Source organism: Comamonas sp. w2-DMI (genome assembly GCF_040187735.1).
GTDB classification, from domain to species: domain Bacteria; phylum Pseudomonadota; class Gammaproteobacteria; order Burkholderiales; family Burkholderiaceae_C; genus Comamonas; species Comamonas terrae.
Genome location: NZ_JBANEL010000004.1, coordinates 61,573 through 84,703 on the forward strand (window position 1 = coordinate 61,573; position 23,131 = coordinate 84,703).

16 protein-coding genes, 2 tRNA genes and 2 pseudogenes are annotated in these 23,131 nt (G+C 59.2%); all 20 read right to left on the minus strand.

The features are described from left to right. Nucleotides 1-36: 36 nt before the first annotated feature. The 20 genes and pseudogenes from V8Z74_RS06060 to V8Z74_RS06155 all read right to left on the minus strand — a co-directional run bounded on the left by V8Z74_RS06060 (nt 37) and on the right by V8Z74_RS06155 (nt 23,073). Entirely contained in the window at nt 37-798 is a 762-nt protein-coding gene (locus V8Z74_RS06060; RefSeq protein WP_349708662.1) for a TetR/AcrR family transcriptional regulator, read from the minus strand. 340 nt (nt 799-1,138) lie between these two features. Next, on the minus strand, nt 1,139-1,831 hold the full coding sequence (slmA, locus tag V8Z74_RS06065; RefSeq protein WP_349708528.1) for a nucleoid occlusion factor SlmA: 693 nt from the start codon (nt 1,829-1,831) through the stop codon (nt 1,139-1,141). Nucleotides 1,832-2,002: 171 nt separating this feature from the next. Next, entirely contained in the window at nt 2,003-3,502 is a 1,500-nt protein-coding gene (locus V8Z74_RS06070) for a sensor histidine kinase (protein WP_066476008.1), read from the minus strand. A gap of 176 nt (nt 3,503-3,678) precedes the next feature. Further along, nucleotides 3,679-4,398, minus strand: a complete 720-nt coding sequence (locus V8Z74_RS06075; RefSeq protein ID WP_066476006.1) for a response regulator transcription factor — start codon at nt 4,396-4,398, stop codon at nt 3,679-3,681. A gap of 155 nt (nt 4,399-4,553) precedes the next feature. Then, the gene (gene argB, locus V8Z74_RS06080) at nt 4,554-5,441 is read right to left on the minus strand and encodes an acetylglutamate kinase (RefSeq protein ID WP_349708530.1); all 888 of its coding nucleotides are present in this window, start codon (nt 5,439-5,441) and stop codon (nt 4,554-4,556) included. A gap of 50 nt (nt 5,442-5,491) precedes the next feature. After that, nucleotides 5,492-7,174 carry a hypothetical protein gene (locus V8Z74_RS06085; protein ID WP_349708531.1) on the minus strand — a complete coding sequence of 561 codons (1,683 nt, stop codon included), beginning with the start codon at nt 7,172-7,174 and terminating at the stop codon, nt 5,492-5,494. Then, nucleotides 7,143-7,388: a hypothetical protein gene (locus tag V8Z74_RS06090; protein ID WP_349708533.1), complete on the minus strand. Its 246-nt coding sequence runs from the start codon at nt 7,386-7,388 to the stop codon at nt 7,143-7,145. The genes V8Z74_RS06085 and V8Z74_RS06090 overlap by 32 nt, the downstream gene beginning before the upstream one ends. Further along, a pseudogene (locus V8Z74_RS06095) lies at nt 7,388-8,390 on the minus strand (glycosyltransferase family 2 protein). Before V8Z74_RS06095 ends, V8Z74_RS06090 begins: the two are co-directional and overlap by 1 nt. A gap of 5 nt (nt 8,391-8,395) precedes the next feature. Then, nucleotides 8,396-8,749, minus strand: a complete 354-nt coding sequence (locus tag V8Z74_RS06100; protein ID WP_349708535.1) for a DMT family transporter — start codon at nt 8,747-8,749, stop codon at nt 8,396-8,398. A 30-nt stretch (nt 8,750-8,779) separates the two neighbouring features. Then, nucleotides 8,780-9,511: a glycosyltransferase gene (locus V8Z74_RS06105; RefSeq protein ID WP_349708536.1), complete on the minus strand. Its 732-nt coding sequence runs from the start codon at nt 9,509-9,511 to the stop codon at nt 8,780-8,782. Between the two features lie 12 nt (nt 9,512-9,523). Next, nucleotides 9,524-10,912: a TolC family outer membrane protein gene (locus tag V8Z74_RS06110; RefSeq protein ID WP_349708537.1), complete on the minus strand. Its 1,389-nt coding sequence runs from the start codon at nt 10,910-10,912 to the stop codon at nt 9,524-9,526. Nucleotides 10,913-10,916: 4 nt separating this feature from the next. Further along, nucleotides 10,917-12,284 carry an HlyD family type I secretion periplasmic adaptor subunit gene (locus V8Z74_RS06115; RefSeq protein ID WP_349708538.1) on the minus strand — a complete coding sequence of 456 codons (1,368 nt, stop codon included), beginning with the start codon at nt 12,282-12,284 and terminating at the stop codon, nt 10,917-10,919. Between the two features lie 61 nt (nt 12,285-12,345). Next, complete coding sequence (locus V8Z74_RS06120; protein ID WP_349708540.1) at nt 12,346-14,070, minus strand: type I secretion system permease/ATPase; 1,725 nt, start codon at nt 14,068-14,070, stop codon at nt 12,346-12,348. Between the two features lie 53 nt (nt 14,071-14,123). After that, a complete protein-coding gene (locus V8Z74_RS06125) occupies nt 14,124-15,851 on the minus strand; it encodes a type I secretion system permease/ATPase (RefSeq protein WP_349708542.1) in 1,728 nt (575 codons plus the stop codon). After that, the gene (locus tag V8Z74_RS06130; protein ID WP_349708544.1) at nt 15,848-16,441 is read right to left on the minus strand and encodes a hypothetical protein; all 594 of its coding nucleotides are present in this window, start codon (nt 16,439-16,441) and stop codon (nt 15,848-15,850) included. The genes V8Z74_RS06125 and V8Z74_RS06130 overlap by 4 nt, the downstream gene beginning before the upstream one ends. 190 nt (nt 16,442-16,631) lie before the next feature. Further along, a tRNA-Thr gene (locus V8Z74_RS06135) sits at nt 16,632-16,706 on the minus strand. A 48-nt stretch (nt 16,707-16,754) separates the two neighbouring features. Further along, nucleotides 16,755-16,830, minus strand: a tRNA-Asn gene (locus tag V8Z74_RS06140). Nucleotides 16,831-16,889: 59 nt separating this feature from the next. Then, entirely contained in the window at nt 16,890-17,696 is an 807-nt protein-coding gene (locus tag V8Z74_RS06145; RefSeq protein WP_349708545.1) for a SapC family protein, read from the minus strand. A 107-nt stretch (nt 17,697-17,803) separates the two neighbouring features. Further along, complete coding sequence (locus tag V8Z74_RS06150; RefSeq protein ID WP_349708547.1) at nt 17,804-21,520, minus strand: hypothetical protein; 3,717 nt, start codon at nt 21,518-21,520, stop codon at nt 17,804-17,806. Between the two features lie 493 nt (nt 21,521-22,013). Then, nucleotides 22,014-23,073, minus strand: a pseudogene (locus V8Z74_RS06155) (IS3 family transposase). Nucleotides 23,074-23,131 lie beyond the last annotated feature (58 nt).

Genomic DNA, 23,131 nt, shown 5'->3' on the forward strand with positions numbered 1-23,131 from the left:
CTTGCATGGCGGCCCGCTCAGAGACCGGGCGCCGCCTCAGGCGGAAAACGGTTCGCGCGCATAGCGCGCCAGAATGTTGTTGAAAGCGGCCTGCGCGCGCTCTATCGAGCCTTCGCTGCGCAGGAAACGGGCTTCGTAGTGCAGGGCCAGGATCAGGCCGTGGATCTCGAACAGCAACTGGCTCTCGTCCACGTCGGCGCGCAGGTCGCCGCACTCCTTGCTCTGCACGATGGTGCGGCGCATGGCCGCATGCCAGGTGCTCACGGATTCGACCAGCGCATCGCGCACGGGGCCTGTGCGGTCGTCGAACTCCACGGCTCCGCTGATGTAGATGCAGCCCGAATCGATCTCGATCGAGGTGCGCTTCATCCAGTTGTCGAACAGCGCGCGCAGACGCGGAATGCCGCGCGGTGCGGTGATCGCGGGGTAGAACACTTCCTGCTCGAAGCGGTCGTGGTATTCATGCACCACCGAAATCTGCAGCTCCTCGCGCGAGCCGAAATGGGCGAACACGCCCGACTTGCTCATGCCCGTGAGTTCGGCGATGGCACCGATGGACAGGCCTTCGAGGCCGATATGCGTGGCCAGGTTGAGCGCAGCCTCGACAATCGTGGCCTTGGTCTGCTGGCCCTTGTGCAGGGCGCGGCCGGCGGAGCGGGCGCGGGTGGCCGGCGCCGCTACAGCAGCAGCCGGGGATTTACCCTCTGGCGGAGTCCCGGAGGCTTGCAACGATGCGGCAGCTTTGCGAGACTTGGCCGCAGGCCTTGCGGCAGCCTCGACCTCCACAGCCCCCTCCATGCGCGCAGGGCCTTGCGCCCCCGGCGCGGAGCGCTTGGAACGGGTAGCCGGAGAGCGGGTGACAGATGACGAAGCCATGCAAAATCCAATAAAACGAACGTTCGTTCTATTTTGCACAAAAATCGGCCCGCAGCAGACCCCACCAAGGGAAAATACCTAATCGAATTGCAACGCGGCAATCCTTTGCTTCCGACCCTGCCCTCTATCCCTGAAAAAAACGCCGCCAACCCAGAAGGTTGCGGCGTTTTTTCATTGCCCAGCCCCTCAAGAGAGGCCACCCTGCTGCGGCGCTATTTGCGTGCGGCGCAGTCCGGGCGCAGCTGCATGGCCATACGGAAAGTCAGACCACCATCATCATGGCCAGGCTGGCTTCCAGGTGCTCGGTGGGCAGGCGGCGGAATCCCGAGCGCGCATAGCGCTGCAGGCGGCCCAGCGCGAACGAGGTCAGCACGCTGGCGGCGATCTGGGCTTCCACGGTGGGCGCATTCGAGCCCAGCGCACCGGCGGCCGGACGCAGGCACTGGCGCAGGGTGGATTCGATGCGGTCGAAGAACTGGTTCATGCGCGCCTGCAGGCGCTCGTGCTCGAACACGATGGCATCGCCCACCATGACGCGCACCATGCCGGGATTCTTCTCGCCGAACTGCAGCAGCAGCGCGATCACGCGGTTGGCATTGCGCGCGCCCTCCAGGGCGCCGTGCTCGTCGGGCAGGTCGCGGCCCACGATCTGCTGTACCAATGCAAACACGGACTGCTCGATAAATTCGATCAGGCCTTCGAACATCTGGGCCTTGCTCGCGAAATGGCGGTACAGCGCGGCTTCGCTCACACCCAGATGGGCGGCCAGCGCAGCGGTGGTGATGCGCTCTGCGCCCGGCTTTTCCAGCATGGAGGCCAGGGCCTGCAGGATCTGCTCGCGGCGCTCGCCCGGCTTGGGGCGCTTGCGAGCCGGAGCCATGGCAGGCGCGACAGGCGTGTCCTGTGCATGGGTTTCGGAAAGGGGCTCAGGCGACAGGACTTCAGACTCAGACATAGGCGATTCAGTATTTGCTAGCAATTTTCTCACAGCCCCCGGCGCCGAAAGCGCATGGCTGCCCTCTGTCGGCGGGTCGCCAGGCCCGGGCACGAAGCGTGCGCTACTCGCGTGTGCACGCCGCCGGCTTGCAACCGCCGCTCTCACCAGCCACCGAGCGTAACCGAGAATTCAATGGCCGGAGTTTGCCCGGCCGTCATTATTGCCATCCGCTGAAAGCTCGATTGGCAGCTCCAGCCGCACCAGCAGCCCTCTGTGGCTGCTGCCTTCGTCGAAACTGAGCACGCCCTGGTGCAGCTGGGCGATTTCATCGGCAATGGCCAGGCCCAGCCCCGTGCCTTCGCCCACTGCCCCCTGCGCGCGGTAAAAACGCTGGGTGATCTGGCTGCGCTCCTCGACGGGCACGCCGGGGCCGTCGTCGTCCACTTCGACAAACGCCCAGCCGGACAGCGCCGAAGCCAGCAGTACCGCATCGTCGCTGCCCAGCGGCTTGGCACGCCGGCCGCAGCGCAGGGTGACGCTGCCCCCTTCGGGCGTGTACTTGACGGCGTTCTCGACCAGGTTCGAGACCAGTTCGCGCAGCAGCCAGCTATGGCCCCAGACCGAAACGGATTCGGTCTCCAGCCCGAAATCCAGCCCCTTGGCCGAGGCACGGTCGATGAAGGTCTCCAGCATGCTCTCGCACAGCTCCTTGAGGTCGACCTGCTGCAGCGGCTGCACTTCGGCATTGCGCGCATCGGCGCGCGACAGGGCCAGCAGCTGGCGTGCGAGCTGCGAGGTGCGCCGCGTGGCGTCGCGCAGCTGCTCGATCTGGGCCAGCGTCAGCATGACGGGTGCCTCGCTTTCGCCCTTGCGGCGGGCGGCGCGCTGGGCGCTTTCGGCGCTCAGCGCCCAGGCCTCGACCTGGGCCTGCAGGGCCGCCAGCGGCGTGCGCAGCTGGTGCGCGGCGTCGGCCACGAAGCGGCGCTGCCCCTCGGCCTGGGCATTGACCAGCGCGAACAGCCGGTTGAGGGAGCGCACCAGCGGGCGCACTTCGGCAGGAGTGGTCTGCTCGTCGATGGGGCTGAGATCGCGCGGCGAGCGCCGCTCCACGGCCTGGGTGAGCTTGTGCAGCGGCTTGAAGGCGCGGCTCACGGACCAGTAGATGGCCACGGCCGCCCCGGCGATCAGCAGCAGATTGGGCAGCAGCACATGCGTGAGCAGCTGGCGCACCCACTGCTGGCGCACATCGCTGCTGTCGGCCAGCATGACGACCAGTTCGCCCGCGCCATAGGTCTCGGCCTTGAGCACGGCCACGCGGTAGGTCACGCCGTCATGCTCCTGGCTGTGGAATTCGGCCAGCGAGGTGGTGGGCACGTCGAACTTGATCCAGGTGTCGCCCGCGACCACATGGCCCTGCAGATCGCCAATGGCATAGCCTACCTCGTCGCCCTGCCCGCGCAGAAAATCCTCGATGGCCGGCGTGAGCGAAACCAGCGGCGGCGTGCCCTCGGCAATCGAAGGCGCAAGCACCGAATCGGCCAGCGCGGGCAGCAGCCGCATCAGCCGCTGGTCATGCTGCGTCGAGGCCTCGTCGGCCGAGGTATAGCCGAACCAGCCCCCCATCAGCGCCAGCAGCACCAGCGGCACCAGCAGCAGCACCAGCAGGCGAAAGCGCAGATTGGCGGTCATGGGCGGAAATAGAGAGAAGGCTTGATGTTCGCCGGTTCTGTACGGCCTGGCAGTCAGTCACATAAAGATAGCTGCTGACGCTTTCTATTCGTTAGTTTCAACATGATTTTCCATTGAAACCAATATGTAGCAAGCGCTGGCAGCTATCATTTATTCGACCATGCCGTTTGCTGTCTTCAGGCGGCCTCCGGCATCAGCTCCAGCCGGTAGCCAAAGCCGCGGATCGAGCGCAGCGCCACGCCATGGGGCTCCAGCTTGCTGCGCAGGCGCGAGACATAGACCTCCACGGCATTGGGCGTGATCTCCCGGTCCCAGCCCGTGAGCGCCTGCAGCAGCTTTTCCTTGCTCGCGGGCTTGGGGGCGTTGAGCAGCAGGTACTCGAGCACCGTCCACTCGCGCGGCCCCAGGTCGATGGGCAGCAGCTTGCCCTCGGCTTCGCCCTCCTGCGGCGGCTGGCGTGCACCGGCCCGGCGGCCCGCGGTGTCCAGCTCGATCTGGCCGAAGGTCAGCACTGCCGAGGTCGCGGCCTGCGAGCGGCGCATGAGCGCGCGCAGGCGTGCCAGCAGTTCCGGCAGCTCGAAGGGCTTGACCATGTAGTCGTCCGCGCCAAGGTCCAGGCCATGCACGCGGTCCTGCAGCGCATCGCGCGCCGTCAGGATCAGCACCGGCATGGCCTTGCTTTCCATGTCGCTGTTGCGCAGCCGGCGCGTCAGCTCCAGCCCGTTGATGCCCGGCAGCCCGATGTCGATGACGGCCACGTCGAAGGCCTCCTGGGCCAGCACTTCCAGCGCCCGTTCGGCACTGCCCACCCAGTCGACGGCATAGCCCGCGTCGGTCAGACCCAGCTTGATACCGCTGGCCACCATCACATCGTCTTCCACCAGAAGCAAACGCATAAAGTCCTACCTAGCTCCAAAACAAAAGCCGCCCTGAAGGCGGCTCAGTCCATACCGTCACACAGGGCCCCGACGATGGTAACGCTTTCCGCGTTCCCGTTTCGCCAGCAGCCTGACGGCCCCGGGGGGCGCCAGTGGCGGCGCCCGTCCCGGCTTCAATGGCTGCGGATCATGGTGCCATAGGCCTGGTCGGTCAGGATCTCCAGCAGCATGGAATGCGGCACGCGGCCATCGATGATGTGCACGGCATTGACGCCGGCCTTGGCCGCATCCAGCGCACCGCTGATCTTGGGCAGCATGCCGCCCGAAATCGTGCCGTCGGCAAACAGGCCGTCGATTTCGCGCGCCGTCAGGTCAGTCAGCAGATTGCCGCCCTTGTCCAGCACGCCGGGAGTGTTGGTCAAAAGCACCAGTTTTTCAGCTTGCAACACAGTTGCCAATTTGCTTGCAACTACGTCCGCATTGATGTTGTAGCTCTCGTTTTCCTCGCCGAAGCCGATGGGGCTGATCACGGGAATGAAGGCATCGTCCTGCAGGGCCCGCACCACGCTGGGGTCGATGGACACGATGTCGCCCACCTGACCCACGTCGTATTCGATGTTGGGATCCTTGTTGTCCACCATCTTGAGCTTCTTGGCGCGAATCAGCCCGCCATCGCGACCCGTCAGGCCCACGGCCTTGCCGCCGGCCTGATGGATCAGGCCCACGATGTCCTGCTGCACCTCGCCGGCCAGCACCCACTCCACCACTTCCATGGTCTCCGCATCGGTCACGCGCATGCCCTGGATGAACTCGCCCTTCTTGCCCAGACGATTCAGCGCGGTCTCGATCTGCGGCCCCCCGCCATGCACCACCACCGGATTGATGCCCACGAGCTTGAGCAGCACTACGTCCTCGGCAAAGTCCGCCTGCAGGGCGGGATCGGTCATGGCGTTGCCCCCATACTTGATCACCATGGTCTTGCCATGGAACTTGCGGATGTAGGGCAGCGCCTGGGCGAGGATTTCGGCTTTGTCGCGGGGGGCAATCGTGGGGGTGGTCATGATGATGCTAACGTTCTGAAATCAAAAAGTAGGATTGTGCCGCATGCAACTCACCCCGGGGCCAATACAGGACTATCGGCTGCCTGTGTGGCTTGTTCCGGTAGAGAGTACAGATAAGCATCCCCTCGCTTCTCGAGTAGCTTGAAACGCGAAGAGAACTCTGCTTCATTAAAACGAAAACGCTTCGAATGGATCAATACCATTGGAGCATCCAGAGTGCGCATGACGTGCTCTACCTTCTGCACAGAATTCAGCTCGCATCCTACCGAGCATTCCGCAGCGCGAAAAAAGGAGGCAATGCCAAACCAATCTCCAATCAACTGGCCCGTGTAGTGGAATACTGCGTTCTCGTAACCAAAATTCAATATCCGGTTACCAAACTGTGCTCGCAATTCCGCTGCATGCTGCAACAATACCACCTCGCTACGCGCTTGCTGCTGTGCTTGCATCGAAGGCCTGTCCCGAAAATCCGACCAAGCTGTCCATAAAAAATGTCCAGTAACTAACAGTGCGCTGGTGCTGGATGCAAGACCTACCAGGGAGATTTGCCACTCCTGGAGTTGCCATCTTCTCTGTAGCCAAGTCAGCGACTCCTTAAGCAACATCAAAACTGCCAATGAGCCCAAAGGTAGCACAGGCATTAAATAGCGATCAACCTGACTGGTCCAAAACCAGAACAGCAGCAAAACTAAGAGGACCAGCCAGATCAGCTTCCACACGGGTTTGCGCCAGAAGCGAAATAGTGGCAAAGCAAACAACGCCAATAGAAATAACACTTCGACTTGCGCCAATGCAGCTCCGAAATTTACCCAGTGCCGAGGAACACCGTGCGTCGCCTGCTCTGCCATTTGATTAGCTAAATCCTGTGGTGTCCAAAGATAAAAGCCAAAAAACCGGCCACCTGCCGGATGAATGGGATCCCCTGTCACCCAGTAACTACGTAAATACCAGAATCCGGCGACTAAAACACAACATAAGCCATACCACCAGCCATTGCGCAGGGCCTGCCGGACAGAGCCTGAGAAGCACAGAACCCCCAACCCAATCGCCGCCGCAGCCACAACCCCGTGCAGTTTGACTCCCCCAGCCAGCCCCGCGAACATACCCGCCAGAATCAGCCACCGCTGACGGTTGGAGGCTTCGGACTGCACCCACACTGCGGCTGCCAGCAATGCAGCCATACATAGGAGCGCCAATGTTTCATCTACATAGGCAAACCCCAGGATTTGACTCACCATCGGACGGGAAACATATAGCGACCAAGCCACGCATCCCCAAACAGCATGCCCGGCCAGCCACCGCGAAGCGCCCATCAACCCGAGTAAGGTCATCACCACCGGCCATGTGGCCAGCCACTGAGCCAGCGAAGCATCAAGTAGCAAACCAGCAGCAAACAACAGCTGCGCATATGCAGGAAAATAAGGAAAGCGTAGCCACTCGTTGGCCACCAGTCCCTGATGCTCCACAATCGTACGAGCCAGCGGTAGGTGGTATGCCGTGTCATCCCAATGACCGGGGAACCGCCAAGCCATCATCATGACAGCTATCGCCGAGCCTAACAGTGCCAGCCACTCCCACCATGCAACATCCTGCAACCCTATGTTGGGCAAGCCAGCAAAGGTCTTGCGCCTGAATGCAATCCATAGGCCTGCGCCTAGAATAGCGATACTTGCTATCCCAAGCCCCTGCGTATGAAAGCTTTCAGCGCATGCCAAACCCAACAGAATCAGCATGGCCCCCCCCCATGCCTAACACCTGCTGAAAAAAAAGTATCATTAATGGAGGCAAAATCACAGCCTCCTTTACCTTACACCACACCAGCCGCCACAGCATGCAACCTAAAAGCTGGTATGCAAGCACCGCACCAATTGCGCAAATAAGCAATGCCCATGCAGAAATGCCATAGGCATCTTGCATATCCCAGATTAGGTCCATATCCGCCAACATCAGCGCGTACTCTGCATGGACTCACCACCGCCTTCTTCATTCGGTGGGAGTGCGCCCAGCACACGGCTCAAGGGCTCGGTCGGCGCACTATCAACGTCATAGTGCAAAAAAGCAATCAATAACTGAATGCCGATAATGATCGGCAAAGCCGCCAGCATGACCGTGCCACTAGTGGCGGGCATATCCTGCCAGACGCTCCGTATCCAATGCCAACCGCCAAACATAATTCCTATCGATAGCAGACAGAAACCCAATATACTGTAAATCGTTCCCACATTGAAATCACGTATCAGATAATTGTAGACATAGCGTCGCCACAGCCGGGAAAAATGCTTGCACAAAAACTCTGGAAGTACACGCCCCACATGTAAGTTGGACTCCTCATCCGCATATACGGAGTCCATTGGAATATCTCGTACAACAGCCCGAAATGTATTGAGACGAAAAAGCATATCGCTCTCAAAAAAAATATCGTTTTTCTAATTTCTCCAGCGGCAACTCGCTCAAAGCAGCAATATGGATCGCCGTATAGCCATTTGTTGGGTCCATAATTCCCCAATAGCCGCAGCTAAGCTTTGTCAAAAAAGATAGACCAGCATTGCCGAATAATCGAATAGTAGGCATGCCGCGTACCGACTCTGGTCTAAAAAATCGATTGCCCTTGGTATAATCAGCTAAGCCAAGTTCAATGGGCTTCACAAACAACGGAAGCAAACGCGGATCCATCTGACCATCACCATCGATCTTCACCACCACATCGAAGCCATCAACGATGGCTTTCTTGTATGCGGTCACGACGGCGCCGCCTACCCCCTGATTCTCCGGGTTGTATAGGACTTGTACCCGCGTATCTGCACAATGTTGCTCAATAAAGGCACCGCTTCCTTCCGGACAACCATCGTCTACAGCATAGATGCGCTCTACGCATGATGGTATGGCAGCAATCACATCCATCACATGCCGCGCCACCTTGTAACAAGGAATAGCTACAGCAATACGCATACCCTTCATTGTCCCCCCTGTGCAGCCAGAGTCACTCCTATCAAAATGAGCCCCCCACCCGCCATCGTCTGCCAGTGCAAAGGCTCACCTAAAGCCAACCATCCAAGCAATGGCACCAAAACAAAGGCCATCCCCATAAACGGATATGCCAAATGCAAGGGAGCACTGCGCAATATCCAGACCCACAGCAGCGTGGTGAAGCCATATAAGACCAAGGCCACAATCAGCCAGCCATTGAAAATCCAGGCCGTCCAATGCACCTGCCCGGACAAAGCCAAAGCAGCTTTTTTGAAAAGCAATTGCCCCAAAGAAATACCGACCACGCATAGCACGGTAAGCGACATCAAGATCAACGACATGGCAAAGCTCAATAACTCAATGGGTCACGATTATGGTGCATGCCGTACGATCAGCCTGGTCCACAGCCGCAGCAGGCTGCGCACATGCCACAACAAATGTCGAAACTGACGGTGGCTGGCACGCTGTCCCGCATGCACCACACTAGCCTCGGCGCGCTGCAGTCTGCCGCCTGCCAGACGCACGCGCAGACATAGATCCACATCCTCGCAGTACATGAAATAAGCTTCATCGAAGCCGTGAACTGCCTGCCAGACAGGCAAGGGCAGCACTATGCAGGCTGCATTAACCCAATCCACCTGCTTCTGCGGTTTCCTAAGCACCATGCGCCGCCACAACGCCAATGGCGTTGGCGTCTCCCGCTCGCTGTCTTGTACTTGCCCCGCTCCATCTAGTTGCTGGGGATAGGCACAGCCTACCCCAGGCTGGCTTGCGGCCTTCAGCAAGGCTTCGAAAGGCTCCTGCTCGGCAATCAACTCAACATCTGGATTGAGTACACAGACAAATGGCTCAAAGGCCTCGCACAAAGCCTGATTGTGGTTGACACCAAAACCTTGTGGTTGGTTATTGCACACTACTTGTACCGCGAAAGGCCACCCACTCGCAGGTTCACGCAGCTCGGGCTCTGGCACGTTATGCGTTACCACTACGCGCGCAATATGGTCCGCGCTGTAACAAGCCATCTGCTCCATCAGACGCTGTACCTGCGCACCGTGACCATGGCTCACAATGGATACAACCAATCGGCGAATGGACTCACACATGCAATAACACGGCTACCGCTCTACAACCAAACTGGCATTCGCCTGATCCACACTGGCCCAGCGATCCTGACCAGCGAGGGACTGCAGGCGAATACGTGCAAGCAGGTAGGCATAGCGGGCCTGCGCCAAATCACGCAGGGCCGTAGTGCGCTGTTGTTCGGCATTGAGCACATCTACCGTCGTACGTGCACCGGCTTGAAAGGATTTACGACTGGACTCCACCGCTTGCTGCGCCGAACGAACCGCTTGCTCCAATGCAGCAATGCGCAGTACGCCTTCGGTCATCGCGCGGTACTGCTCATGCACCTTGGTTCCCAGGTCAAGCCGAGTCGCCTCCATGGCTTCACGCGCACGCTCGCTATCTGCCACAGCTTGGCGCACGGTCGAATTAACATATCCCCCTGCATATAACGGCACCGTCAGCTGCACACCAATGAACTTCTGGTTGTAGACATTGTTCACGCTGGTCACGGTATCACTATCCGAGCGCGACCAGCCTGCCACCGCATCCAGCGTTGGCTTGTGACCTGCCTTGGCTTTTTCAATTTCCATCTTCGCTGCGTCAAACTGTGCGCGCAGCGCGCGCAATTGCGGGCTGGCTTCCTCAGCTCTGGCAATCCAATCCTCCAAGTTCGCCGGCGCAGGGGGCGCTGGCTTGAATCCTTGCACATCCAAGTCCGCTAACGCATCCACAGGCTTGCCCACCAGCACTTCCATGCGTCGGCGCGTGAACTCCACATTCTGTGCAGCCTCCAACTCCTGGGCCCGCGACATATCGACACGCGCCTGGGCTTCATCGATATCCGTACGCACGCCCGTACCAGCCTTGAATCCCTTTTCAGCAGCGGCCAGCTGTACTGCATAAGCGGCCTTCTGGGCTGCTATCAAATTCAGTTGTGCTCGTGCCAGCAAGGCATCGAAATATGCTTCCGAAACCCGTACAACCAAGCTTTGCTCATCGCGCTCCAGAGAAGCATTTGCATCTTCAACCTGGGCTTCGGCCTGGCTCACCAAGGCACTGACATAGGGTCGGTAAATCGGCTGGCGCAACTGCAATACCTGATTGTTACTATTGTAGTTGGTGGTATAGGAAACCGGCCCGTAAATGGAATCCGTACTCGTTCTTAGATTATTGCGGTTGGCCCCCGCATTGAAAGAAACATTGGGCAGCCGCTGAGATTTGGCCTGGGGCAGCTTCTCTCGCGCAGAATCTGCCGCTGCACGTGAAGCACGAATACTCGCATCGTTACGCTCTGCGGCCTCATAAGCTTGGCGCAAATCTAAAGCCCAGGCAGGTGCTAACAGCATACCGATGACCAAGGCCGTACAGTTACGCACTACCAGCGACTTGCTCTTGCCATTTGCCACAACAACACTATTCATGGATTGCAAACGGTGCATACGTTCACTCCTCCGTCATGGACGCAGCCAGACGTTTGGTCAGCGGATGCAACAGGTAGGTCAGCATAGTACGCTCTCCACCCTTAAAAATCACTTCAACCGGCATGCCAGGATGCAACTGACGTTGGCCTAGGCGCTTAAGCCCCTCGCCGGTCACCGCCACTCTCGCTAGATAATACGAATTGGTCCCTGTGGGATCCGACAACAAGTCTCCCGAGATCGACTCCACCTTCCCCTGCACCACCAGCTGTGGCGAATTGGCAAATGACGAAAATCGTACGTCCACGGGCATGCCTGCACGCACGCGGTCGATCATGTGTGGAGCCACGTGAGCCTCCAGCAACAGCGGCGCTCCCTTTGGCACAATATCCATCAACTTCTGACCCGGCTGGATCACGCCACCCACCGTCTGTGCCGCCAACCCCACCACCTGGCCATCGGCCGGAGAACGAATCTCTGTGCGCTCCAGATCATTGCTCACCGCCCGATAGCGCTCGCCGTCAGTCAGCGCCTGGCGACTTACATCGGCCAACTGGGTTTCAACCTCTTTGCGATAGTCTTGCTGCCGCGACAGCGCACGCTGGCGCAACTCCGCCACACTGCTCATCGCACGCATCGTATTGCCCTGCAGATCCGCCATAGAGGTACGAATATCCGCTTGGGAGCGCTCTAGCTCCAGTTGGCGATTACGGGGGGCATAACCTTCTTTGACCAATTCGCGCAGTGGACTTAGTTCATCCTGCAGCAACTGCAGCTGCCCCTTGCGGCTTTCGGCCATCATCTTGTAAGCCTGCAGCTGTCCTTGCTGGCCCTGAATGCTTTCCTCAATTGACTGCAGGTCCGCCTTCAATTGCGCACGGCGCGCCACGAAAAGCTGCTCCTGGTTCTGCACCAACCGTTGGATCTGTACATCCTTAGAGGCTGCCTCTAGCAATTCGGGAGCAAATTGAATCTTGGCAATACCCGCCTGCTCCGCCTGCAGTCGCCCCAGAGTGGCTAACACACCAAAATAACTCTGGCGCACCGCCTCATAGTTTGCTTTAGCCACCGCATCGTCGAGCTTGATCAATACTTGGCCTTGACGCACCTCATCGCCCTCGCGCACCATCACCTGCTGAACAATGCCGCCGCTCAAATGCTGAACCGCCTTACGCTTGGTATCCAGCGCCACCGTCCCCGGTCCTGGCACCCCTTCGTCCAAAGGAGCCAGAGCAGCCCACAGCAAAAAACCACCAAATCCGATACCTAGCGCCCACAGGCCTACGCGCCCGGCGCGGCCCAGATCCGTCTTCCCATGCGCCGCAGCATCCGCTGCATCCGTGGGAGCTGCAGGTAGCAAGTCTTTATTTTCAGAAATCAAGGAGTTAGCCATATATCAAACTCACAAAGGGAAGGACCCAAAGCCTTCCAGGAAAAATGCCAAAGAAGCGAAATTAAGCGAGCGCCGACATACCTTCGGTCCTACCAGCAGGAGCTGCTGCGGCACGCAAACGCTGCAGCACCACATCACGCGCGCCATCGGCCTGCACGATCCCGTCCTTCAGAACCACCAACCGATCTGCAACCGCCAGCACTCCAGGCCGGTGGCTGATCAAGACCACGGCACTGCCCTTGGCCTTCAGCTCTCCCACCACCTTCACCAGCGCTGCCTCGCCCACATCGTCCAGGTTGGCATTAGGCTCATCCAGCACGATCAGGCGTGGCTCACCATAAATCGCTCGGGCCAAGCCAATACGCTGACGCTGCCCTCCAGACAAGAGCCCGCCGTTCTCTCCTATTGGAGAGTCATAGCCCTTGGGAAAACTTAAAATCATTTCGTGCAGACCTGAGGCCTGAGCAGCAGCAATCACCCGATCGGCATCCACTTCACCCATGCGAGCAATGTTTTCGGCGATGGAGCCATCAAACAATTCAATGTCCTGAGGCAAATAGCCGATAAACGGCCCCAGTTCATCGCGGTTCCAACCTGCCAGCGGCCGCTCATCCAGCAGCACCTCTCCACTCATATGAGGCCAGGTTCCCACCATGCAGCGGGCCAGCGTCGATTTACCCGACCCCGACGGTCCTAACACCACCGTGACCGTTCCCGGCTCCACATCCAGGCTCACGCCTTTCAAAATAGGCTGCTCACGCGTCAATGCCACCGCTACCACATTGCGCAGGCCCAGCCGCCCCGAAGGTGCTGTACGCGACAAAGCAGGATCATGTCCTGGGTTGTCCTGCAAAAGCTTCTCCAGCCGGTCAAATGCCCCCTTAGCTCCCATGAATGCCCTCCAGACATTGGCCAGCGAATCAATGGGGGCCAACGCACGAGACATCAGCACATTGGCCGCGATCATCGCGCCCGGAGACAGCTGGCCATCAATCACCAACAGCGCCCCCAATCCCAATGCCAGCGACTGCTGCGTATAACGGATGAACTTGCTGATCACAGCCAGACGCTCACTCACATCATGCGCATGACTTTGTGCGCCCAACATCTTCTCGTAGCGCTTGAGCCAATGTCCTCTCAGGTTCTCCACCATACCCATGGGCACCAGTGCCTCGACATTGCGTAACTTGCCCTGCAGATATTCCGCAGACTCTCTGCTCGCCTCCTGCGCCCTCTCCGAAGGAGCCACCGCCTTGCGGTGACCGAACCAGACCAAGGCCCCCTGCACCAGTGCAAAGCCAATCGAAGCCCAACCAAGCATAGGGTGCAGCAGAAACAGCACCGCCATATAAACAGGTGTCCAGGGTGTATCGAACAACGCAAAAATGCCTTGTCCCGTCAAAAACTGACGCAACTGCACCAAGTCGCCAAAAGCCCGTGTCGATGCCACGCCCGGCTGCTGCAAATTGGTCTCGAAGCTGGCATGAAAGACTCGGGAGCTCAGCACCGAATCGAGACGTTGTCCCGAGAGCACCAGTACGCGGGAGCGCATCCACTCCGCCCCAGCCATAACCAAAAACAGAAACAGCGTGATCAGCGACATCGCCAGTAGCGTCAGCTCGCTGCGACTGACCATCACCCGGTCAAAGACCTGAAGCATATACAGCGTAGGCGCCAACATAAGCACATTCGCCACCATACTCAGCACCGCTACCAGCACGAACTCCCGGCGAAACAGCCATAGCGCGCGCGTCAGTTCACTGCGCTCAAAAAAAAGCAGGAGCACTCATTAATGTGATCTTTCAAAAAAACAGGCAAGCCGGCCCAGTCGGCAAAGATTTACGCGGCACGCGCCAAAGTACCTCCAGCAGGCGCACGCGAAGCGGCATTCAACGCTGCCAACACTTCATCGCGCGGACCAAAGGCCTGCTGCTGACCATCACGCATCACCAACAGCTTGCTGGCCACGGATAAAACGCTGGTACGGTGCGTGATCACCACAATCGTGGCGCCCCTTGCACTCGCCTGCACAATAGCTCGCGCGAGGGCTGCATCGCCTTCCTCATCCAGGCTGGAATTGGGCTCGTCCAACACTACATAAGTCGGCTCGCCATACAAGGCTCGGGCCAGAGCCACGCGCTGACGCTGACCGCCAGACAGGCGAACGCCACCAGGCCCCACCTTGCATTCATAGCCACCCGGCAGAGAGGAAATCAGCTCATGCAGGCCTACAGCTCGTGCAGCCTGCTCCACGAGTTCCTGATCCGGTTTACCGAAGCGGGCGATATTCTCAGCCACCGATCCTTCAAATAGCTCCACGCCCTGGGGCAGGTAGCCGATGTACGGACCAACCTCAGCCTTGTCCCAGCCGTAAAGATCCACCCCGTCCAGCCTAACCTTGCCACTCATGGACGGCCACAATCCAACCAGCAAGCGCGCCAAAGTAGTCTTACCCGCCGCGGAAGGCCCGACCACGGCCAACACATCGCCGGGCTGCAATTCAAACTGTGCGCCACGGATGATGGGCTGTGCAGAGCCCGGGGCTCCGGCCACCAATTGTTCCACACGCACCGCGCCCTTCGGGGCAGGCAGAGGCATTGCTGGAGCCTGTGCTGGCACCGCCTGCAACAGTTTGGAGAGACGGCCCCAGGCATCGCGAACGTTCACTACCCCACTCCACTGGGCCACCACCTGCACCAGTGGCGCCAACATGCGCCCTCCCAGAATTGAGCCGATGATCATCATGCCTGGGCCACCATGCAAATCGTTATGCAGCAACAGAAAGCAGCCCAGCCCCAGCAGCAGCGAACTCAAAGTGTTCTGTACCAGGCGAGTCACCGCCTGAAAGCCACCAGCTGCCTGAGATGCCTGCGCATGCAATTGCAAGAACTTGCGTTGACGCTGCACCCAACGCGAATGCAAGCTGCGCAGCATGCCCATCGCGTGAATCACTTCGGCATCGCGCAAGGCTCCATCCGCATAGCGCTGCGCCTCAATGGCCGTCTGGTTAGCCTGCATCAGCGGCGGCTTGGTGCTGCGCTCATTGAGCCAAGCCACCAGAGCCTGTATCGTGCCAAAGACCAGGGCAGAGACTCCCAAATAGGGGCTGATCAAAAACAGCAGCACGGCCATCAGCAAGGCAACAGGAGCTTCCAGAATCGCCAATATCGACGGCGAGTGAAAAAAGTCGCGCACTGTCCGCAAATCATTGAATGCCTGCTGCGAGCCCAGGGCCGAACGCTGGGCTCCAGCCTGAAACACCGCATCAAACACGCGCCTGCGCATGCGCTTGTCAAAGGCTTCGCCTGCCTCGTACATCACATGCGCACGCGCCCATTCCATCACCTCCAGCAACACATACGCCAGAATCACCGCCAGCGTCAGCATCGCCAGCGTCATATGACTGCGGCTGTTCACCACACGGTCATATACCTCCAGCATATATCCTGAAGGTGCCAGCACCAGCACGGCAGAAAACACGCTGAACCATGCCGTGCGCACAAAATAAGGGCGCAACTGCGCCAGCACCGCGCGCAACTCTGCATCTTCGCTCTGATTCGTTCTCATATCGACTCTTCAACCAGTATGTATTCAGGAATCTCCGCCACCGGATCGCTGTGACCTTGCACCTGCGCCTCACCCAACAGGAAAGACAAGGCATAACCGCGCTCAGCATCCCCTTCCAGCACAATCTCGCGCATCTTCTGCTGCTGAAAACGGGTTTCGTCGCGCGGATCCAGCATCAGCTGAAAGCGCATTCGCCCATCCAACGTGAACATCGACAACTGCCCATCCTTCAGGCTCAACGTATGGCGGTCGAAATACACCGGGCAGGTATCCGCAAAACGCAGCAGCGGCAGGCCCGCATCGCCCAAGCGCTCCAGATGAAAAGGGCTTGCTGGATGCTGAAACACCACCCGACATGTTCGCGACACCGAATAAATGGCATTGCACACCATCTGCGAACCCATTTCGGGAAACTCGTCGCGCAACTGGCGATAGGTCAAATGGTGCAATGCCACCCGGTTCCAGACCCTGGTGCTGCGCACCACAGGTGCCAGCGCATTGCACAACCGTGCAAAACCGTGCTGCAAAGCCTGCAAGCGCATGGCTTGCTGCGGCGTCACGTTCAAGGGAATGCGAAGAATGTCATCCATGTCTGGCGCGCAGTCTAGCAGCAATTCCTATATGAATTTCATATAAGAAATTAAAACCCCGCATCCGTGGCAAAAAAACCGCATCAAACCGCCATGAGCCTGGGCACGGGATAGCTTCCTTGGGATAAAAAATTAGGAGTAAGAAAAGCAAAAAACCGGCGCTGCGCATGGCGCAGGCCGGTGAATATGGTGGTGCCCATGGCGGGAATCGGACCCGCGACCTCTCCCTTACCAAGGGAGTGCTCTACCACTGAGCCACATGGGCGAATGCCGTGCATGCATGTGTACTGACATTGTTTGAAGCCTGCCTCATTGGCTCCCCGACCTGGGCTCGAACCAGGGACCTGCGGATTAACAGTCCGTCGCTCTACCGACTGAGCTATCGGGGAAAACAGGGAAAAGACTTCAAACGAAGCCGCGCATTATAGCCTGGGCTTTGAGCAGCAAATCAGAACTTGCTCCAGTCAATGCCGTCGAAGCTGATGCTGCCCGAGCTGGTGCTGGGCGCTGCAGCTTCGTTGTCCACCAGCACACTGTCCTGCAGATTGGCCAGCGAGACGCGGTGGGCATAGATCAGATCCAGCGCGCCGCTGCGCTGCAGGGCGGCAAGGGTGGCGTCATCCAGCGCGTCCAGGCGCTCGAAGTCGACCACGCGCAAGCCTTGCAGACCCACGGGCTGGCCGTGCTTGCTGGCCACCACCACCTGGCGCTCCACCAGCAGTTGCGCCGCTTCCAGCTGGGCCACCAGGCCCAGCGTGCGCTGATTGTCTTGCTCCATCATCAGCAGCACGCGCTGCACATTCTGCAGTACGGCCGTGGGCTGGCCGTCATCGGTAAACAGGCGCTCGCCTTGATCGGCACCAAGGTGGGGCGCATCCGCATCGATGACCACGATATGCTCGATGGCCGAGGCGCCTTCGGCCTGCTCGGCGCCGGGAGCCGTGGATTCCGCCATCACAAACGGGTAGCGGCGGAAATGCGCAGGCACATAGCGTGCCATCCAGTGACCGGAGTCACGCACATAGGCGTTGTGGCCACGCGCACGGCCCAGCAGGGCCAGGGGCAGGGAGCCGCTCTGGTCCGAAAACACAATGGCGTACTCGCGCGCCACCATATCGGCCTCGCCCGAGACAATGGGCGCAAACAGCTGCTGGGCGGCAAAGTGATAGGGCTGGCTGGCGGCATAGCGCAGCTGGCGATGGGCGGCGCTATCGAGGGCGCGGGGCTGCTTGAACAGGTCTAGGGTATCGCTCATAAGAACCTTCTCTCTAAAAACAAAAAGGCCGCGCCCCGTTTGCACAGAGCGCGGCCTGGTCAGGACGGCAAGACTACCAGCATGCCGGCAGCCTTGCTAGCCGCTGATTAGACGGCGAACTTGAAGTTAGCCAGGTCCAGCTTGGTGATGTCGTTCACGCCAGACAGCACGATCTCGAAGTTGTGGGTGCCATTGCCGTGGATGACCACGTCGGTACCCAAACCACCGGCTTGAGACATCTGGATGTCAGCCAGGCCGTGGATACCCAGGGCCGACAGGTCCAGCACTGTCAGGTTGCTCAGCGAGCCAGTACCTTCGTGGATAGCCTGGAAGCCAGAGATCTTCCATTGGAAGTTGGCATCGCCAGCGGCGTTCTTGGCAGCATCGGCTGTGAACTGGAAGGTGGTCACGGTGTCAGCTTCGTTAGCACCGCCAGTGTGATCGCCATCGGTGAAGTCGATGCCGAAGCTGCCCACCTTGACCACGGTGTTGCCAGTGGTGTAGTCGGTGGTACCGATAGTTGTCTTCAGTGCATCGCCGAGGGTAGCGGACACCACGCCCTTGTAACCCGACACATCCACCAGCTTGACGCCGGCCGACAAGGTGTGCAGTGCCAGAGAGTCCTGCACGGTGGTAGCCGTGCTGGAACCACCAGTAACCACCACATTGGTCAGGTTCGCCTTGGTGAAGTCAGTGGTAGGCACCGCTGCAGCATTGGCGTAAGCAGCAGCACCGCCGCTGGTCACAACAACGGGATTACCGTTGGTGTCAACCGCCACCTTCTCCAAGTTCAGGTCGTACTGCTTCTGAGCCAGAGGCTGAGTCAGCGAAGAGTCCAGCTTGAGGTTCAGCGTGGTGAAACCATGGGTGCTGATTTCTTGCGCACCACCAAAAGCGCTCTTGGCCGTCAGGTTCAGTGCCGAGTCATTGCTCACGGCATTGGTCTGGAAGACTTGAGCACCACCCGCGTTCACACCTGCCAGAGTCTGTGCATTGTACGAACCCAGTTCGACATTTTCCACGCCGCGCAGGTTGGTCACCTTCAGCGTAGCGCCGTCGGTCTTGTACAGTTCCACATCAGTGGTGTTCACCGCGTTGAACTGGCCGCCATGGAACGACACAGTTTCAAAGCCCGACACAGTAGTCTTGGCTGTGGTGTTGATGCCAGCAGTGAACTCCAGCACGTCCTTGGCACCAGCGCCACCCTTGAGGTTCACGGTCTTGTTGGCGTCCACGACGTTGGCAACAGCCGAGTTCAGGTTCAGATGGAAGTTACCCGTCAGCGCGGAAGCGTCCACCTTCAGGTCGGTCACACCAGCGACGGGGCCGGTCGTGTTGGAAGCAGCAGCGATGCCAGCCGTCAGAGCCTGGGTACCGGAGAAGTTGAACGTTCCCACCTTCTCAGCGTTGATGATTGTCACCTCATTGCTGGTCTGGCGAGCGCCGTTGGAAACAACGTTCAGCGTACGCACGGCACTCAGGTTGGTGGTGTTTTGATCCGCCACATTCAGAGTATTCAGCGTCAGCTTGCCATCCACGCGGGCAGTATTGTCCAGGGACACTGTCAGAGTGTCGCTCTTGGCCGCAACCACATTCAGAGCATTGAAAGCCTGATTTGCATTGTTGTCATTGCCGATCGTCTGGTTCTTGCCCGACAGCGACACCTTGGCGATGTCAGAAGGCAGGTTGCGCAGCGTAGTCGAAGCACCCGCATCGGTAGCCACCACCACGTTCTGCACGCCGTGCAGAGCCGTGAAGTCATGGCTGGAGCCTGCACCTTCCACTTCGTAGTTCTGGAAGTTGGCGAAGCTCTTGAACGTGGTCTTGGCATCCATGCCCACGCTTGTGCTCACCACAAAGGTGTTGTTGCCCGTACCGCCATCCACGCTGGTGGAGTCCAGGCGGGTTGCACCAGCCAGAACCACGCGGTCATCGCCAGCACCGGCGTTGACGTTCAGCACGAAGTCGGGGTCTTCGGACACGACATCTGCAACGTTCAGGTTGATGATGTCGTTGCCCTGGCCACCGGTGTACTTGAACTCCACGGGAGCGGTTGCCTTGTCCAGGTAGCGACCCAGAGCGTCGTTGGTCAGAGTGATGCCCAGGTTCAGGTTGCCCTTGAATGCGGAGCCATCGACCACGCGCACATCGTTCAGGCCATTTTCCACGCGGCCGTCCAGACGGGTGGCAACCTTGGTGCCCACGGTCAGGTTGCCGTTGGCGCCCTTGCTGTGCAGGTTGACCACTTCCAGGAACTTACGAGGGCCGTTACCCAGGTGTTCGGAAGACTTCATCTCAGTCAGCCAGCTGGAGCGATCCACATTGACTTCGAACTTCTGCACGCCGCCATCGCCCAGCGAACCGATGTCCAGAACGCCGCCGGCGCTGGTACGGCCCACATTGTCGAGTTCGACATTGGTGGAGATCAGTTCGGTGCCGCGCTCGGGCTCGCCCACCGCCTGGTTCCACTTGAAGTCGCCAGCGGCGGGGATATCGCCGGTGGGGGTCAGCCAGCTGCCTGTGCCGAATTCCTTGCCAGCGGCATCGGTCAGGGTGATGGTGTTGTTTGCATTGAGCTTGAAGGTCACGCCAGCCAGGTCGGCATTATTGGCAGCAGCAGCTTCCAGCGCGGCCAGCAGCTCGGCATGGGTGGTCGCGGCGCCAATGGCGTCGGACTGCAGGGTGATGGACTTGCCGCCCAGGGTAAACTTCACGCCATTGAAGACGTTGTTGCTCAGGTCGCCAGGGGCGCTGATCTTGTCCAGGGTCAGGGTCAGAGCCGAGTTCTTGACGGTAGTGCCGTTCTTCAGTTGCTCGGGGTCGAAGTACACGCGGAAGCCCACTTCGGGATCGGTATTGCGCATGCCGATCAGAGTGTCTTCAGGACGAGTGCGCACGTCTTCGATCTGGATGTCGGAGCGGCTGTTGACAGTCCACCACTCCTTGACACCTGCCATGTTCTCGGCATCGATGTGCGAGAAGTTGGGGTGCACGCCACCCAGAATATCGGAATTGGTCGTCTGAGCGCGCAGCTCGACCACTTGCACGTTCTGGGTCGTGGCGCTGATGGCTGGACCCACAGGGATACCGCCAGTAACGGTAGTGATCAGGTCAGCAACCAGCTTGTTGCCTTCGCCCTTGGCGATGATGGAGTCACCGCTTTCCAGGGTGTTGGAAACGTTGCCCAGCGTACCAGCCTGTGCCAGGCCGGCCGTGAAGGTCAGACCGGCTTCAGTGGCAACGATGTTGTCCTTGCCCAGGCCCAGTTCGGTGTCGTTGGTGCCGGGAACGGTCACCAGTTGCTCGATGGCTTCGTTAGAGGAGGTGTCGGACTCGGCCGTCACGTTGGCCAGGTAGCCCGAGAGGACGCCCAGGTCTTCGGTGTTGACCATCTTGACTTCCGTCAGGTATTGGGCAACAGCAACCTTGTTGGCAAACATCTTGGCGGTGTTGCCCCATTCGGCGTCGTCATGGGGCTTGGCGGCCAGGTTGGAGAAGATCTGGAAGATCACATCACCACGGGTCCAGCCGGCGTTCAGGGAGGCGATCACGTCGGCTTCGGCACCTGCCTTGGCTTCGGCGGAGGCGCTGGAGCCCACAACGTTGGCGATCAGCTTCTGAGCGAACTGTTCGTTCGTCAGGAAGGTGGGGTACTGGGAAGTGAACTGCGGCTTGGTCGTGTAAACGTTCACGATCTGCTTGGTCGTCATGCCAGCGCCGTACGCATCGTTCAGCTGGTTCATGTATTCCACGCCGGTCACAGCGCCGAATGCCACGATAAAGAACTGATAAGCGTCAGTTTTTTGGGTTTGGGTCATTGCCATTGAAGAGCTCCTAATGAAAAAAACCAACCACCGACCTGACTTGGCTGGCAGTTGATGGGCGATTCTCCGGGGTATATGGGGCCATGCCAAGCTGTTTTGGTGATGGCGATCACACAAAAAGCCAATTGCCTCAGGGAGCAGCCTCCCTACCCGAAGCGTCAGCGACGCATTATGGCCCAGCATTGCACGGAAGCATGCACTTTTTCCGAGTGGCAATTTATCCACCAAGACGACCTTGTTCCGTGTCCTGCGCTCCTGCAAGGGCAATGCTTGGGCTCTCAGAGAGCAAGCCCTCAGGAAGAGGTAACGCGGCCAATGCCGCCAAAGCGGCTCATTCCGTCGAAGAGTCGTGTTTGCATATCACCACCATATGCCCGCCACGCGTTGCAAAGAAGCCACAAATCAATCTATCGCACCGCCCGCCCATAGCGCGTGACTGTGCACGCCCCGACATCCCCCGTTTTCAGTAGCACAGGGCTTTGGAGTCCGGGGATTAATTTAACGGGTTGTGCATCAGCCTTTGGGCATAAGCTGCCGGGGTCAGTCCGCCGAGGGCCTTCTTCGGCCGCTCCTCGTTGTAGCATGTGCCAAGCTGGTGAACCAATGTTCGTTCAGGCATTCCTCTCTGAAGCGGCCGTTGAACGATTCGATGTAGGCGTTCTGGTTGGGCTTGCCAGGCTCGATGAGGAACAACTGAACACCCCTGGCGTGGGCTCAGTTCAGCATGGCTCGACCGCAGAACTCCTTGCCGTTGTCAGTTCGGGTCGCCTTGGGCAGTCCCCTTGTAATGGCGAGTTGATCCAGGACGCGCACCAACTGGTTGCCACCCATTGCCCGCTCGGCCACGATGGCTACCGCCTCGTGGGTCGCATCATCGACTACCGTCAGGCTCTTGATGCTGCGTCCTTCGGCCGTGCGGTCAAAGACAAAGTCCATCGACCACACTTGGTTGGCTGTCATCGGACGCTGTAGCGGGTGGCGATCGGCCAGCGGGATCTTCTTGCGCTTGCGTTTCCTTACTTGTAAGCCAGCCTCGACATACAGTCGCTCCACCCGTTTGTGGTTGACGATCTCGCCAGCTTGCCTGAGCTTGAGATAGATCATGCCAGCGCCGTAACGGCGATGGCGTTGCGCCAGAGCGATGATCTTGTCCTTCAAGGCATCGTTTCAGTCTTCAGCGGGCTTGTAACGGTAGGCGCTGGCGCTCATGCCGATGACGAGCAGTGAGCGGCGTTCGCTGAGTCCGCAGCCCATCATGTGGCGCACCAGCTCGCGCCGTGCAGGTGCGCTCACCACTTTTTTCTCAAGGCTTCTTTCGTCACCTCGTTCTCCAGCATGGACTCGGCCAGCAGCCGCTTGAGACGGGCGTTGCCAAGCTCCAGCTCCTTGAGCCGTTTCGCGTCCGAGACGCTCATGCCGCCGAACTTGTTACGCCAGAGGTAGTAGCTGGCCTCAGAGAAACCGTGCCGACGGCACAGCCCTGCCACTGGCAGTCCAGACTCTGCTTCTCGCAGGAAGCCAATGATCTGTCCTTCTGTAAATCTCTTTTTCACGTCCAATCTCCTGTCTTCGGGATTGGACTCCAGAGTCAGACGCTACTCAAATCCGGGG

Excerpts from the sequence above, each read along its gene's own strand:
- V8Z74_RS06060 (WP_349708662.1), bottom strand. The coding sequence starts at position 798 with ATGGAGGGGGCTGTGGAGGTCGAGGCTGCCGCAAGGCCTGCGGCCAAG.
- slmA (WP_349708528.1), bottom strand. The coding sequence starts at position 1,831 with ATGTCTGAGTCTGAAGTCCTGTCGCCTGAGCCCCTTTCCGAAACCCAT.
- V8Z74_RS06070 (WP_066476008.1), bottom strand. The coding sequence starts at position 3,502 with ATGACCGCCAATCTGCGCTTTCGCCTGCTGGTGCTGCTGCTGGTGCCG.
- V8Z74_RS06075 (WP_066476006.1), bottom strand. The coding sequence starts at position 4,398 with ATGCGTTTGCTTCTGGTGGAAGACGATGTGATGGTGGCCAGCGGTATC.
- argB (WP_349708530.1), bottom strand. The coding sequence starts at position 5,441 with ATGACCACCCCCACGATTGCCCCCCGCGACAAAGCCGAAATCCTCGCC.
- V8Z74_RS06085 (WP_349708531.1), bottom strand. The coding sequence starts at position 7,174 with ATGCTGATTCTGTTGGGTTTGGCATGCGCTGAAAGCTTTCATACGCAG.
- V8Z74_RS06090 (WP_349708533.1), bottom strand. The coding sequence starts at position 7,388 with ATGTTGGCGGATATGGACCTAATCTGGGATATGCAAGATGCCTATGGC.
- V8Z74_RS06100 (WP_349708535.1), bottom strand. The coding sequence starts at position 8,749 with ATGTCGTTGATCTTGATGTCGCTTACCGTGCTATGCGTGGTCGGTATT.
- V8Z74_RS06105 (WP_349708536.1), bottom strand. The coding sequence starts at position 9,511 with ATGTGTGAGTCCATTCGCCGATTGGTTGTATCCATTGTGAGCCATGGT.
- V8Z74_RS06110 (WP_349708537.1), bottom strand. The coding sequence starts at position 10,912 with ATGCACCGTTTGCAATCCATGAATAGTGTTGTTGTGGCAAATGGCAAG.
- V8Z74_RS06115 (WP_349708538.1), bottom strand. The coding sequence starts at position 12,284 with ATGGCTAACTCCTTGATTTCTGAAAATAAAGACTTGCTACCTGCAGCT.
- V8Z74_RS06125 (WP_349708542.1), bottom strand. The coding sequence starts at position 15,851 with ATGAGAACGAATCAGAGCGAAGATGCAGAGTTGCGCGCGGTGCTGGCG.
- V8Z74_RS06130 (WP_349708544.1), bottom strand. The coding sequence starts at position 16,441 with ATGGATGACATTCTTCGCATTCCCTTGAACGTGACGCCGCAGCAAGCC.
- V8Z74_RS06145 (WP_349708545.1), bottom strand. The coding sequence starts at position 17,696 with ATGAGCGATACCCTAGACCTGTTCAAGCAGCCCCGCGCCCTCGATAGC.
- V8Z74_RS06150 (WP_349708547.1), bottom strand. The coding sequence starts at position 21,520 with ATGGCAATGACCCAAACCCAAAAAACTGACGCTTATCAGTTCTTTATC.